A 14,496-nucleotide genomic window follows, 5' to 3' on the forward strand; every position below is an offset into this window, starting at 1 on the left:
CGAGGCGTTCGGGCCATCGGTTTCAGTTGCCAACTGAGGTTATCTGCGAGAGCGTTCGCGAAAATATCACCGCCTATAGAGGAAGGGCCGCATAGCGGTCGACCTCACGAGAAAGGCGATGTATGAAGCAGACGAAGAACGGGCAGTTCAGCGGTGGTAAAGCGCATGGGGCGGCCTCGCATCGGCTGGCGGGGGAATCTCGCTGCTTCCTTGCCGCCCGGTTGCCGGGCGGTACAGGATGGGATGGGAAGGAGGTGCCGATGTGGAAGCGGTCGGAGGTTGAGCAGCTAACGGGGCTCACACGTCACATGATTCAGGACCTGTGCAACCAGAACACGTCGGGCGATGGCCTGGCGTTTTGGGTGCCGGCGGTCTCTAAGCCGGGATACTCCCGGTTCGATGAAGGCGATTTATTCATGTTCTATCTGGTCAAGCAGCTCAGTAAAGCAGGCTTCGCGCTTATTGAGATTGAACCGGTTGTACAGAGTATGCTTGAGGATGGCCGGGAGTTTCAGGCGCGCCTTCAACAGAAACAGCTCGAGCTTGCTGCTCGCAGAAGGGAGCTCGACGCTAAGCTTCGCGCGGTTGCAACATTGGAGGATGCAGCTGATGCAGCGCCGGAAGATCGACCTTATGTGATGGCCGCTCGTGCCTTGCATGCTGGGGCATTCCGCTCATTGGCGTGGGCAGCTCGGGAGACCAGCGCGGACGATGAGATGCATCAGGCTGTTGGCAACGCGATCAATTACGTGTTTCCCATCGCAATTGAGGTGATGGGATGGGATACCGCTGGGGAGCGGTCGCGCAATTGCGCTCAGAATGACGCGCTCTCCGCTGGTAAGGATGACCACACGCGCATAAGACACGCTTTGGATGCATGTAGGATGCATGTTTCAAGGTTGGTACAGGATTGCTCTAGATCCGATGATGCGAGCGGGCAGAGGTTTGTGCAACATGTCGTCGATGGCTTCTGTTCGCTGACACGAAGTATTGCGAGTCCCCTCCGTTTGCACACCCCCGCCCTGGAATGTCTCGTTGCAACGACATTGGTGCACTTTTTCTCGCAGGCCGAGAACGGTGTGCCCGTCGAGCTTGCCTGTGGAAAGGGGTCCTTTGCATTTTTGAAACGGGCGGCATGTGCGTATTTGAGCAAGGTAGCTGCCAGCGTGTGCACGTAAGGGGACTGAAGGCGACCGGAGCCTGACTGAGATACTGGAATGCATAGCGCACCGTTTGCCGATGAATCCCCACACGTTCATCCAGCAGCCTTATGCCTAGAGATGGCTGTGCGCTTGCATGCTATAACATGGCTCACTAAAGAGAGCATATCTCAGGAGAAGGGGAGAACGGCGAAGCCGGGCGATTGCGCTGGGCGGGCATTCTGCACCGGGTATGGCAATCGCTTTGAAACGACGGCACCTCGACGGGGGGATACTAATGGGATTTATGGATGAATTCAAACGAAGCGCTGGTCTTGATGACGAGAAGCTGGAAAAGAGCAAGGAGCGTCTCAAGGGCAGTGTTAAGGCTATCGGTGAAGAACTGAAGCGAAGCGGTGCGGTTCTGGCCCGCAACGCTGCAAAAAGCGTTGGCGACTTGGCGGAGGAGGCGCTGGCGAATTCACGCCAGGAGGAGAGTCGAGCGAAGCCTCGCGAAAGCGTCGTCGATTGCTCTGCTGCCACGCCCGACCTTGAATCCAGAAGCGAGGCGGATGATAACGAGGCGCCGGCTAAACAGACAATGGTGCTTCCTCATGTTGACGAAGACGAAGATGAACCGTTCGTCACGTCGTCGGAGCAGGTATCGGAGGCGGCGGAGGCTGAGGAGTCCCAGCCTGATTCTGTTGCAGGCAGCGCGCGTCAAGAGAGCGCCCAGAAAAAGAGGGCGACGCCAAAGCTCCAAAAGAAATGGCTGTATGCAGCGGCGGGGGTGAGCATAGCCCTTATCGCGGCAATTGCTATCGGCGCCGTGGCTTGTTCTGGTGGCCAAGGAGGTGCAAGTGATAGTGAGCCCGACATGACAGAGCCGGCTGAGGAGTTCGACGTTGCTTTGCATCTTGAGTGTGAGCGGAATCTCTTCTTTAGCACCTACAACTTGCGCGTTCTTATTGATGATGACGAGCAAGGAATACTCGCGCACGGCGATTCGGCGGATTACGACCTTGAGCTTGAGAAGGGAGAGCATCAGCTTCGACTGGAAAAGGAGGATGACCCCGAGGTAGCGGGAGAACTGGCGTTCAAGGTCGATGAGGATGAAGAGCTGTACTTCCATGCGAAGTGTACGAGTTCGGGCGTCGAGGTGGCGTCGGCGTCTCAGGATGAAATCGCGCAAATCAGAGCGCGAAACAACGCCAAAAAGTATCTTGAGATTGCGAATAAACCTGGTACCCGGGCAGATGAGATTATTGCTGAGTTGGAGCAAGAGGGCTATGCCGACGAAGGGTTCGAGCTAATCTGCCTCGACGGCGATGAGCGGCTGAAGGATTTTAATCCGGAAGAGTACAACGTCGAGAGTGCCGAGACCGATGCTGACAGCAAGACGATCACGCTTCACCTTGTGACGAATATTGAGGTTTCGTTTGATCAGGAGACCGCTACCCGTGCAGCCGTGGTTGCCATGACGAACTGCTATGCAACTGACGTTTTCACAGCAGATGGGTCCGCTTACGATGTGACCAAGTTTCATTCATATGCCGATATGGGAGGGTATTACCTTACGGTTGAGTCCTCGGGTACATGGAGGCCTAAAGACGCGCAGACGTGGCATGTCGAAGGGCTTCGCCTCAAAGCTGCAGGTGGCGATTTTCGTATTGAATTCAAGGGAGACGTCACGTTCGATGGGGCGAACTACATCATTTCGGGTGAAGCCAAGACTGCGAACTCCTTTGACGCCATTGACTCAGGTGGAGAGAACGTTGGGACAGACACCTTCCAGCCAAGTGAAACGGCGCCGTATTTGACGGTATCCCCGGCGCTGGTGGCAGACGCACGCGATACAGCTGCTGAATCGGCCGCTCGCGATGCGGAGAATGCGGCTCGTAAGGAGCAGGAGGATTACAACGACTGGGTTTCATCTCAGTTTAGCTTCTGGAGTGGCAGCAACGATGCTTTTGTCGATGCGGTGAAGTCGATGCTGAACGATGAGCGTTCCTTCCATCATGAGGAGACGAAATACCTGCCGATTCGTGATGCCGAGACGCTCGACAGCGTCAACTCTTCCTTCTCGCAAAACGGCAGTGCAGTTGCAAGCATGAATGACGTTCTGCTGACCATGGACTTCACGGCCAAAAATGGGTTCAACGCAACGATCAAATGCCAAGCTTACGGAATCATGCATTACCCAGACGGCAACGTCGACGTTCTGGGCATTCAATAGCAACAAACAGCGGATAGGAGGCATCGTGAACAGTTTTAGAAGCAATGTGGTGTTGCCGGCGTTGGTATTGGTGTTGGCCGGGAGCCTGACCGCCTGCTCTCCAGGTGCATCAAGTGGATCGGTTGAACCAGACTATGCTGACGATGAGGCCATGGCGGTTGTCGCAGATGGATTGGAGGCAAGGTTCGACGTAGCCGATGAACACGAGGAGTCGGGGGAGGAATCCACAGGCGAATCGTATGCCGAGGCAATCCAGGCGGAACTGGACTATGTGGAGCCGCTCAAGAAGCGTCCCTTCGAAGATTCCAAGCTTCAGGAGGGAATTTTGGCATATGTCAATGTGCTTGATGACTCAATGGCTGCCGTTGATACATATCCCATCAACAGCCAAGAGTTTTATGACGCTTGGACCGACCTCTACAACGAGCGGACCGTCATGCTGAAGAACTTTGTCGACAACTATGGGCTTGAGGTCGACTTTGCACATGAGGACACATTGAAAGACATGTTGAGAAACGCCAACACCGTAACTGAACAGCGTGAGACGGAAAAGGCGCTTGATGCCCTTGTTTCGACCATTGTGTTTGAAAAACAGGACGACGGATATGGGTTCTATACCTATACTGCGACTGTGCAAAACACATCTGGCATCAATCTTGAAAATGTCTCGCTCACGCTGGGACTCTATGACAGCGCAGGTGTAAAGGCGGACGAAACGTTTACAAGCTGCTCTTCGTGGGCGGCAGGGGAGACGGTCGTTTTCGATGCGATGTCTCAAACAGATGCTGCCCAAATCAAAGTCTCGCTTGACTACTACACAATTGCTGAATAAGCGGCTAGAAATCAAAGAGGCTATGAACAGGGATATCGAGAGCCTTCGCGATTTTAATGAGCACGTCGATTCCTACATCGGCCGTTCCTGTCTCGATTTTCCAGAGATAGGAACGGCTGATGCCGGTCATGAGTGCGAGCTGGCGTTGCGAGATGTTGCGCTCCGCTCGCACCGAGCGGATGCTCGATCCAAGCATCCTCTTTTCGTGCACGTTGTCCATGCCTCTTAGCGTACGTGCGCAAGGAAAAGGGTCGGCTCACTATAGAGAGCCAATACAATAGAACAATGGGATTGTTCGGGATAGAGAGAGGAGATTCTCATATGGACGAGCACATTGATGCAATCATATCGGCCGAGTCCGACGAGATAACTGTAGGCAGCGGAATGTCGGCAGACCTCTCCGGAAGGTCGCGAGGTCTTTCGAAGGCGCGTATCGTGGGCATAGTCTTGCTTGTCGCCTTGGCGCTCATATCGGTGTTTCCACTGAGGGGGACGTTTACGAATCCTGCAACATATGAGGCGCAGATTCAGACTCTTGACGAGAAGAAGGGCAATGTCACCGCTCTCGTCGCTATGTCTACTGCGGCATCTGCTGGCATTTCCCTCATTCCCGACGATGTGGGAACGCCTATCGCCAACAAACTGATGGATCTCAGCAGCAACCTCATGGTTATCCTTGCGGTTATTTACTTGGAAAAATATCTGCTCACCATTTTTGGTATGGCGACCTTTGCCATTTTAGTGCCGGTCGCTTGTGTGCTTGGAATCGCCGCAATTGTATTGTGGAACCGAGCGGCGATTTCGAGGGCGGCGGTGCGTCTAGCCATGAAGCTTGTCGTGCTGGGTGCTGTGCTTATGTTTACAGTGCCTACCAGTGTGGCTGTGACCAATATGATCGACGAAACCTATGACATAACGGCGAGCATTCAAGAGGCAAATCAGGCAGCTGCGGAGGAAGAGGACACCGACGAGGCACCTTCCGACCCGCTCAGTTTCATCGCCTCTATTCCGAACATGGTTGCCGATGGTCTTGCGAGCGTTTCAAACGAGATGCTCGATGAGGTGAATAGCCTCATCGAGAGCGCGGCGGTCATGATCGTGACTTCGTGCGTGATTCCTATCGTCGTGCTCGTCTTTTATCTATGGGTTGCGAACATGCTGCTGGGAATTGACGTTTCGACGCCCAAGAACTTCCTTTCAGGACGGATGGCCCGTATGGGCGGCGGACGAGAGGTCATCGCAGAGTCTGGCCAGAGGGTGCGTGAGGCGCGGGCTGGGCGCCGTGAAAAAACGGAGATGCAAGACGCGCGATAACGCTGCAGTTCTCACTTACCCCATCAGCGAGCCGTTGTAGTACACGATGGCTCCTAAGGCGCCGGCGAGGCTTGCCGCAAATACGATGACGCCCGCCACAAGCACTACGTTGCTCCAGCGCGGCGCGGGTCGACGAAGGGCCGCGCCGCCAAAGCCGACCATGCATATCAGAAAACTGACGCCCAGTCCGATCATGCAGATGCCTTCGGCGCGGGCGAGCAGCGGAATGTCGGCGGGCGCGACGTTGACGTAGTGATAATCGTGCAGCGAGCTTACATCTCCCGTCGCGATCATATGGATGCCTGGGACAAAACCTATGAGCGAAAGGGCGATTCCGATGATCGTGCACGCCAGCATGACGACCCACGGTTTCTGTCCGGTTATGAGGGGCCAGCTGCTGTTGGGAGCAAGGGTCACAAGCCCGCCATTGTGTCGAACGATGGCGGCGAACATGCCCACCAGGCCCGCCACGAGCAGCACGACGCCTATAACAGAGACCCAGCCGGGCAGAACCGTCGGGACGATAAGCGCAACGGAGACACCGCATGCAATGAGCGACGCGCCGACTTCGCGTGCTAGTATGGGTCGCTCGGCAGCCGGAGTGGTGGCGTAATGGTAGCTGTGTAGCAGCGAGCAGTTTCCGCTTACCAGCATATAGAAGCCACTAAGCGCCACGCATACGCCTATGCCGCAGCCAATGATGATGCTTCCCATAGCGACTCCTTCAACCGAACCTCGCCTCAAATGCGGGGGCTGTAATTCGTTGCCACGGGATTATAGGCAGCCACATGCAAAAGACAAGGGCTTGTACCAGCGAAAATAGAAAATTGGCGAGCGGTTGCATGGAGCGATGCGGCCAGCCAGATGGTTGGCCGATGATGCGCTCGTCTCTGTCGTCTGGTCGCTATTCCAGCTCGCGCGCAATAGCCCGTACGACGGCATCGGCAGCGGCAGAGGTCTTCGAGGCGTCCTCGATCGTAAAGATGACCTTGCCCTTGATGCCAAGCTCACTCACCTCGGAGAAGAAGACCTTGGGGCCGTCGGTGATGGGCGAGATATCGCCTGCGGCCTCGCGTGCCTGGTCGACGATAGTCGCGGAGAGCTGGTCCAGGTCGCGCGCAACCTGGGTGGCCTGCACGCTGGGGCCAGGCGTGGGCTGATCCGCGGGTGCCGAGTCCAGTGCGCCGGTGCTCTCGTCAACGTTTATGGACGCGCCGATGCTCACGTTTCGCGACACGGCGAACGGCACGCTCACGCGGCTTGGCGGCAGAAGATGGACTAAGGCCGTCTTGGATATCACCGAATTGGGGATGATGACCGTCTGCCCAAGGCTGTCACGGATGGTGGTGTGCCGCCAGCTCACGTCCTGCACTACGCCCGACGATGATCCGACCTCGATGTTGTCACCAGGCTTCACAATGCCCATAAGCGTGACCTGCAAGCCGCCGATAAGGTTGGAGAGCGTGTCCTGAAAACCCAGGGAGACCGCGATGCCTCCAACGCCCAGGGCGGTGACGATGGCGTTGACGTCTTGATGAAAGCAGGTGCTCAGGATAAAGCATGCGCCCACCACGTAGATGGTGGCGCGAACGATGTTGATGATGATGCTCGAGCTCGGTAGGGGGTTGCTATCGTGGTGGAGCAGATGTCGCACCGCGCGGGTGGCGACGCGGGCAACCAGGAGGGTGATGGCGGCAAAAATGCACGCCCATATGACGCTCTGCACGAGCGGAATCTGTAGGAAGTCGACAATATCGACAAGAAGCTGCGGCATGAAGGTCCTTTCGTCCTTTCGCGAGGAAGGTTTCCCTCATGATACCCATGGAGGGGCGGGTTCTCATGCGAGGCTACGTGCGGCACGGTGCGGATTGCGGCAAGGCGAGGGCGACCGTGCAGACCGGCGCGGATGGCTGCTCGGATGCTGCGCGGCGAACGCCGCCGCGCAGGCCAATGCCACTTGTCGGCGGCGACCCCTTTAGGCCGCCTGGCGGCGCGTCCGGCGGTCCAGCAGCAGCGTGATTGCAACAAGGGCGAGCGCAACGAGCGAGAACGCGCCGCCTACAAGCCCCACCTGCGCCATGCCGGGCCCGGATACCACTGCGCCACCCACGGCCGTGCCAAACGCAATCCCCGTGTTAAACGACATGGGTTCAAGCGAGCTGGCCAGCGTGAGCGCCTTGGGGTGCCGCTGGCGCGCGACCCTCATAAACAGGCTGATGCACGGCACCGAGACGACATACATCGAAAGGCCGATGAGCAGCACGATCGCAAGCGCGGCCGGCATGGTCGGCCCCAGCAGGAAAAGCGCAAAGAGCAGCGCTGCCTGGATAAGGAAGCTTGCCAGCAGCGCCTTCATGCCTACGCGGGCATCGAACCACCCCGAGAGCAGGTTCGAGAAGAAGCAAGCCACGCCATATGCCATGAGGACCGTGCTGGCCCCGAGCGCGTCCATGCCCAAAATGGTTTCCAGATACGGCGTGACGTACCCGTAGAACACATAGACCGAGCCCACGCCAAAAATGAAGATAGCCATGCCAGTCAGGATCTGGGGCTCGCAGAAAAGGACCGCCTGCTCGCGCATGGTGGCGGGTTCGTCGGTGCTGCCGGATCGTGGCAGCACCAGCAGCAGCGCCACGCTCGTGACCACGGCAAGTACGAGAACGCCCATCATGGCCACATGCCAGTCCATGGTCTCGGCAATCATCTTGCCTGCCGAGGTCGAGATCACCATGGCTACGGAGAACGCAGCATACACGATAGAGATCATCATCGATGTCCGCTGCACGCCGACAAGCTCGGGAATAAAGGTGACGCCAACTGCCAGCAGGGCACCCGAGACCGCTCCCAAGAGCACGCGGGCCGCCAGAAGAAGCTCGAAGCTGGGCGCGAACGCCATGGCGATATTCGAAAGGATGAAGATAACCGCATAGGCAGCAAGCAGCTGAAAACGCTTGAAGCGCCCCGTAGCGATTGCAAGCAGCGGGGTGCACACCGCGTAGGTGATGGAGAAGAAGCTGATGAGCTCGCCTACGCGAGCGATGCTCACACCAAAGGTTTCGGCAAGTTCGGTCTCGATGCCGATGACCACGAATTCCGAGCACCCGAGCGAAAAACCCAGCAATGTGAGCAGCGCCACACAGACAAGGGCGTGGGGTGTAAGGCGCTCGGCGCGGTCGGCAGATGCGCTCGATGACGCGGAGGTGATATCGGACATGATGGCTCCCGAAGACGTTCTGTATGGCAGAGGGCAACGCGTATTGTAGCAGGGGCAACAGGGGCATTCATGCACGTCTTGCATCGTGGAGACTCAGTCTCGCTTGAAGCGGCGTAAGATGGTCTCAATCGATATTCCGAGCATTTGCAATCGTCGTGGGTTTGAGGAGAATCACATGGGCAACGGCAAGCGAGTGCGCCGTCAGGCGCCGGACGCCATCTTGGTGCGTGGCGCGCGCGTGCACAACCTGAAGGACATCGACGTCGACATTCCCTTGCGCAAGCTGGTGGGCATCGCCGGCGTGTCGGGCTCGGGCAAGAGCTCGCTTGCTCTGGGTACGCTCTACGCCGAGGGCTCCCGCCGCTACCTGGACGCGCTTTCCACCTATACGCGGCGTCGCATTTCACAGGCGGCCCGCGCCACCGTGGACGAGGTGCGCCACGTGCCAGCGGCACTCGCCCTGCGACAGCGCCCCGGCATCGGCAGCGTGCACTCCACCTTTGGCACCTCGACCGAGCTCCTCAACTACCTGCGCCTTATGTTCTCGCGCCTGGGTAGCCACCGCTGCCCGCACTGCGGCGCGCACGCCGAGCCTTCCATGGCCGTGGCGCTCATGCAGCCCATCACATGTCCTAGCTGCGGTCGCGAATTCTTTGGGCCCGGCGCGGAGGACCTGGCCTTCAACAGCGCCGGTGCGTGTCCAACGTGCGGCGGCACCGGTGTGGTGCGCACGGTGGACGAGGCGAGCCTTGTGCCGGATGAGTCCATCAGCATCGATGACGGGGCAGTCCTTCCGTGGGGAAGCCTCATGTGGGACCTCATGAAGCAGGTCTGCGGCGCCATGGGCGTGCGCACGAACGTGCCGTTCAACCAGCTTACGCCCGAGGAGCGCGAGATCGTGTTCCACGGACCCATGGAGAAGAAGCACATCCTCTATAAGGCTAAAAAGGGCGATGCGTTCGCCGAGATGGACTTCACCTACTACAGCGCCGTCAACACGGTGAAAAACGCCCTTGCGAAGGCCAAGGACGAGAAGGGCCTCGCGCGCGTGGCGAAATTCCTGCGCGAAGACGTGTGCCCCGACTGTGGCGGCACGCGCCTGTCGGAGGCGGCGCGCGGTCCCGTGATTGACGGCATGACGCTTGCCGATGCGACCGCGATGACGTTGGACGAGCTGAGTCGCTGGGTGCCCGGCGTGCCTGCCCTCATGCCCGCCAAGCTGCGCCCCATGGCTCAGTCCATCGTGGCCGAAATGGAGGAGCCTGTTCAGCGTTTGCAACAGCTGGGGTTGGGATATCTGTCGCTCGACCGCGCGAGCTCGACGCTTTCCACCGGTGAGCGTCAGCGCGTGCAGTTGGCGCGTGCCGTGCGCAACCGCACCTGCGGCGTGCTCTACGTGCTGGACGAGCCGTCGATCGGCCTGCATCCCTCCAATGTCGAGGGACTGCTTGGGGTGGTGGACGACCTGTTGGACGACGGCAACTCGGTGGTGCTTGTAGACCACGACGTGCGCGTGCTGCGCCATGCGGACCATCTCATCGAAATCGGTCCCGGGTCGGGCGCCGAAGGCGGGCAGGTCATTGCGCAGGGTACGGTCGAAGAGGTCGAGGCGGCGTCGGCCACGCGTATCGGGCCGTTTCTCTCGGGCGAGCGACGTATTCGCACGCGTGAGCGCGCTGCTTCCAACCAGGTGTTCGAGCAGGGGGCCATTCGTCTGGAGACGGACGCCATCCACACGGTGAAGCCGCTGTCGGTCGAGATTCCGCGCGGACGCCTCACTGCGGTTACGGGTGTTTCCGGTTCGGGCAAGACGACACTGGTGCTCGAGAGCCTCATACCCGCGCTCAAGGCGGAGGCGGCGGGGGAGGCGTTGCCGTCGCATGTGCGGTCTGTGGGCGCTGCGGGTATCGCTCGGGCGAACCTCATCGACGCGACGCCTATTGGTGCCAACGTGCGCTCGACGGTTGCCACGTATTCTGGCGTGCTCGACGACCTGCGCCGCGCCTACGCCAAGCTGCCCGATGCTCGCGAGCGGGGTTACAAGGCAGGGGTGTTCTCGTATAACACGGGATCTCTCCGCTGTCCTACGTGCGACGGCACAGGGCAGATCTCGCTCGACGTGCAGTTTCTGCCCGACGTGGACATTCCCTGTCCGGATTGCGATGGGGGACGATATGCACGAGCGGCCTACGAGATACGGCTCATCTGTCCCGACGAAGGCCAGGCGTCACGTGGGGCATCCTCCGGAGGTGCCCAAGCGGGGGACGACCGCGTCGAGCGCTCTCTCGCCGAGGGCGTCAGTCTTCCCGATTTGCTCACCTGCACGGTGGACGAGGCCCGCGCCATCCTTGCGGGAACCAAGCTCAAGTCGGCCAAGGCCAAGCTGCAGGTTCTTTCCGACCTGGGTCTTGGCTATCTCACGCTTGGCGAGGCGACCCCGGCGCTCTCGGGTGGCGAGGCGCAGCGTCTCAAGCTCGCCAGCGAGCTCACCCGCAACCAGGCAGACGCGCTCTTTGTGTTCGATGAGCCGACGATCGGCCTGCATCCGCTTGACGTGGAGGTGCTGCTTGGCGTGTTGCAGCGCTTGATTGACAACGGCGCGACCGTTGTGGTGATTGAGCACGACCTGGACATGATTGCCAACGCCGATTACGTGATCGACATGGGGCCCGGTGGCGGCAATGCCGGCGGACGTGTTGTCTGTGCGGGAACGCCCGAGGAGGTCGCGGCATGTTCCGATAGCATCACCGGCAGCTACATCGCCGAGGAGCTGGGGTTATAAAACTGGGTCTGAAGAATCGGGTCTGGAAAATTGAGGCCGTAAAGCCTGGCCTGTAAGCAGCGCCGGGCTCGCGATGCCGTCATGTGTCCGCTTGATGCGTGTTCGTGCTGATAGTTGCGTGCGTCCGGCACGAGTTGCGTGCCCCGTTTTCAAGTTACGTGCGCCAAACGAAAGTTGCGGGCGCAATTCAGCCATTTCGGGCCCCTTGGGAGGCGTTTTTTGGACGAAATCCTCCATCAACTTTTGCTGGGCGCACGCAACGGCGACGGGGCGTACGAAACTCGCATCGGGCGCACACAACTCCGACAAGGGGCGCGCAACGAGCGGTGGAGCGTACGCAACACTGATGGAAAGCGTGCAACACGGGGTTTCCTTGCCGCGATGTTCGCGCAACCTGTCTCTAGGCAAGGTATCAGGTAGGATGTGAAGAAGGGGGTCGCGATATAGGGAGGCCAGCGTGTTTACCGTCGATGAGATCAAGAGTCTGAATGAACTCGAGCTATGTGTCTACCGCTATGTTGCCACGCATCAGGAAGATGCCTGCTATATGAAAATTCGCGACCTTGCTGAGGCGGCCCATGTGTCTACGACGACGGTTCTTCATTTTTGCAAGAAGATGGGCTGCGACGGTTTTGCCGAGTTTCGGCTGAGATTTCGAGACTATCGTCGATATCTTTCGGGGCATCGACAGCGTTACGATGCGAGTGAAATCACGCATTTCTTCCAGCGCGTAGGTGATTCTTCCTACCAGGCAGAAATCGATCAGGTGGCATCGGTGCTCAAGGCCGCTCCATGCATCATTTTTGTAGGCGTAGGAAACTCGGCGTTCACAGCGCAATATGCCGCACGCTATTTTTCGAATGCCGGTGCCTTCAGCCTAAGCGTTACCGATCCATTCCATCCTGCAGAAATCAGCCAGGATCTTCCGGTCACCATAGTGGTGATTTCCGTTTCAGGAGAGACGACTGAGACGTTGGACATTGCAAACAAGTTCAAGTTTCGTGGTTGTCCCATCGTGAGCATTACGATGAGTGAAAACTGCACGTTGGCACGGCTTGCCGATTACCATTTGAGCTGCTATCTCACGCAAGTGAAGAAAGGCACGCTTGACCTTACAACGCAGGTTCCCATTTTGTATCTTGTGGAGCAGCTCGGTTATCGCATGCTCGAGGATGGCGCCCCGGCCTCAGAGTAGGTCGATGCTTCGTCAGGGATATGCCGACGAGTCTTGAAATGCTTGGCTTCGCCTGCCGTGTTCACAAGGCTCGGCTCCATTGTTCATGCCTGGGCCGTCAAGGTTTGCATGCCATGTTTTTTGTTGACGTTGGGCGATCTCTTGCGTCCTTGTGTTTTCGCTTGCTTTGACCGCTCACGGAGGGTTTGTAACCGGTCGCGCCCGGGGAGGAAATAACGGCTGTTGCCTGTAAAAAACAGGTCGCTTTTATGGGAAACAAGTCACCCAATATCCGTTTACCTCAACAAAATGCCTGGTTAAGGCCTATAACAGATGCACCGGGAAAAGCGACGTGCAACGCTTCAACCCAGGCACAGTTTTTTCAATGGGAGGAGAGCATATGGATTATCGGGATGCGGCGAAGAGCATCGTTGATGCCGTCGGCGGCGTCGGAAACATTTCCGAAGTCGTGCACTGTGCGACCCGACTGCGGTTCAATCTTGTTGACGACGACAAGGCGGACGTCAAGAAGATTGAAGGCATCGATGGGGTTCGCGGCACCATGAGACAAGGTGGCCAATTCCAGGTCATCATCGGCAACGAAGTCACCGATGTGTACGACGAGGTGATTGGCATCACGGGTGCCGAGCGCAAGCCCGAGGTCGCGGCTGATGAAGGTGCCGAAGCTAAGAAGGGCGGCTGGGGCAGCCGGCTCATCAGTACCCTTACTGAGATCTTCGCACCGGCGCTTCCCGCCATCACGGGTGCCGGTATGTTCAAGGCACTGCTTGCGGCGGTTGTTGCGTTCAACCTGCTCGATACGACGGGCGCGACGTATCGCATCCTGTATGCCATGGGCGACGCGATTTTCTACTTCCTGCCCATGATTATTGGCTTCACGTCGGCGAAGAAGTTCGGCGGCAATCCTGCGCTTGTGCTGGGACTTGCGGGCCTTCTGCTGTATCCGGATTTCATGACGATGCTCTCTGGTGAAGACCCGGTTTCCTTCTTCATGCTTCCGGTTACCAAATTTACCTATTCGGCAAGCGTCATTCCCATCATTTTGATTGCGCTGATCGAGGCCCCGATCGAGAAGTGGATGTACAGGCATGTTTGGGCGCCTATCCGGTACTTTATCGCTCCGTTGCTCACGCTCTTCATTTGTGGCGTCATCGGCATCTTGGTGCTTGGACCGCTTGGAGCTTGGGTTGGCGACATCATCGCCATTGGCCTGCAGTGGCTTGTGACGAACGCTCGCATCTTTGGATGCATTCTGATTGGAGTGCTTGGTCCCTTTATCGGCATGACGGGCATCCATCAGAGCTTCACCCCGATCACCATCTCGATGTTTACGCAGTTCGGCTATGATCCGCTCATGTTCCCGGCGACTCTTGCGTGCAACATGGGTCAGTGCGGCGTCGCCCTTGCAGTGGGTTTGAGGGTCAAGGATACCAACAAGCGCAGCCAGCTTCTGTCGAGCAGCCTCACGGCTCTTATGGGCATCACCGAGCCGGCGCTTTTCGGTTGCACCATCAAGTCAAAGAAAACGTTCGCCGCAGCTATGATCGGAGGAGGAATTGGCGCGCTCGTAGCGGGTTTGCTGTCGCTTAAGGCGTTCGCTATCTCCGGCCCGGGTCTCGCTTCCATCGCGATGTTCTTGGGCGGCACCGATCCTGTGGGCAACATCGTTGCCGCAGCGATTGTCATGGTCGTTTCCATCGTGGCGTCGTTTATCGCCGCATGGTTCATCGGCGGCAAGTCCATCGCCGAGGAAATGTAGCGTGAAGAGGCGCTGGCATCGGTTC

11 protein-coding genes are annotated in these 14,496 nt (G+C 58.2%); 7 read left to right on the forward strand and 4 right to left on the reverse strand.

The window, feature by feature from the left end; all coding sequences use genetic code 11:
- The first annotated feature begins 122 nt into the window (after positions 1 to 122).
- The 3 genes from B5F33_RS01405 to B5F33_RS01415 all read left to right on the forward strand — a co-directional run bounded on the left by B5F33_RS01405 (position 123) and on the right by B5F33_RS01415 (position 4,207).
- Positions 123 to 1,178: a MerR family transcriptional regulator gene (locus B5F33_RS01405; RefSeq protein WP_087409994.1), complete on the forward strand. Its 1,056-nt coding sequence runs from the start codon at positions 123 to 125 to the stop codon at positions 1,176 to 1,178.
- Between the two features lie 259 nt (positions 1,179 to 1,437).
- Positions 1,438 to 3,375, forward strand: a complete 1,938-nt coding sequence (locus tag B5F33_RS01410) for a hypothetical protein (protein ID WP_087409995.1) — start codon at positions 1,438 to 1,440, stop codon at positions 3,373 to 3,375.
- 25 nt (positions 3,376 to 3,400) lie between these two features.
- Positions 3,401 to 4,207, forward strand: coding sequence for an FxLYD domain-containing protein (locus B5F33_RS01415; RefSeq protein WP_143757913.1), 807 nt, complete (start codon positions 3,401 to 3,403; stop codon positions 4,205 to 4,207).
- 4 nt (positions 4,208 to 4,211) lie between these two features.
- Here the strand turns inward: B5F33_RS01415 and B5F33_RS01420 are convergent, their stop codons facing one another.
- Positions 4,212 to 4,427 (reverse strand): helix-turn-helix transcriptional regulator, encoded by a 216-nt coding sequence (locus B5F33_RS01420; RefSeq protein ID WP_239284652.1) that lies wholly within the window; start codon positions 4,425 to 4,427, stop codon positions 4,212 to 4,214.
- Between the two features lie 101 nt (positions 4,428 to 4,528).
- On the opposite strand from B5F33_RS01420, the gene B5F33_RS01425 reads away from it, so the two are divergent.
- Positions 4,529 to 5,521: a hypothetical protein gene (locus B5F33_RS01425; protein WP_087409997.1), complete on the forward strand. Its 993-nt coding sequence runs from the start codon at positions 4,529 to 4,531 to the stop codon at positions 5,519 to 5,521.
- Positions 5,522 to 5,536: 15 nt separating this feature from the next.
- Here B5F33_RS01425 and B5F33_RS01430 read toward each other — a convergent pair whose 3' ends face one another.
- From B5F33_RS01430 to B5F33_RS01440, 3 genes are all read right to left on the reverse strand, one after another.
- Positions 5,537 to 6,235: a hypothetical protein gene (locus tag B5F33_RS01430; RefSeq protein WP_087409998.1), complete on the reverse strand. Its 699-nt coding sequence runs from the start codon at positions 6,233 to 6,235 to the stop codon at positions 5,537 to 5,539.
- 190 nt (positions 6,236 to 6,425) lie between these two features.
- Complete coding sequence (locus tag B5F33_RS01435) at positions 6,426 to 7,295, reverse strand: mechanosensitive ion channel domain-containing protein (RefSeq protein WP_087409999.1); 870 nt, start codon at positions 7,293 to 7,295, stop codon at positions 6,426 to 6,428.
- A gap of 201 nt (positions 7,296 to 7,496) precedes the next feature.
- Positions 7,497 to 8,735, reverse strand: coding sequence for an MFS transporter (locus B5F33_RS01440; protein WP_087410000.1), 1,239 nt, complete (start codon positions 8,733 to 8,735; stop codon positions 7,497 to 7,499).
- Between the two features lie 175 nt (positions 8,736 to 8,910).
- Between B5F33_RS01440 and B5F33_RS01445 the strand changes: the two genes are divergently transcribed.
- From B5F33_RS01445 to B5F33_RS01455, 3 genes are all read left to right on the forward strand, one after another.
- Positions 8,911 to 11,517, forward strand: a complete 2,607-nt coding sequence (locus B5F33_RS01445; RefSeq protein WP_087410001.1) for an excinuclease ABC subunit UvrA — start codon at positions 8,911 to 8,913, stop codon at positions 11,515 to 11,517.
- A gap of 457 nt (positions 11,518 to 11,974) precedes the next feature.
- Positions 11,975 to 12,712: a MurR/RpiR family transcriptional regulator gene (locus tag B5F33_RS01450; RefSeq protein WP_087410002.1), complete on the forward strand. Its 738-nt coding sequence runs from the start codon at positions 11,975 to 11,977 to the stop codon at positions 12,710 to 12,712.
- Positions 12,713 to 13,091: 379 nt separating this feature from the next.
- Positions 13,092 to 14,471 (forward strand): PTS transporter subunit EIIC, encoded by a 1,380-nt coding sequence (locus B5F33_RS01455; RefSeq protein WP_158095271.1) that lies wholly within the window; start codon positions 13,092 to 13,094, stop codon positions 14,469 to 14,471.
- The last annotated feature ends 25 nt before the right edge of the window (positions 14,472 to 14,496 follow it).

The sequence above is a fragment of the Collinsella sp. An2 genome (genome assembly GCF_002160065.1).
Lineage (GTDB): Bacteria > Actinomycetota > Coriobacteriia > Coriobacteriales > Coriobacteriaceae > Limicola.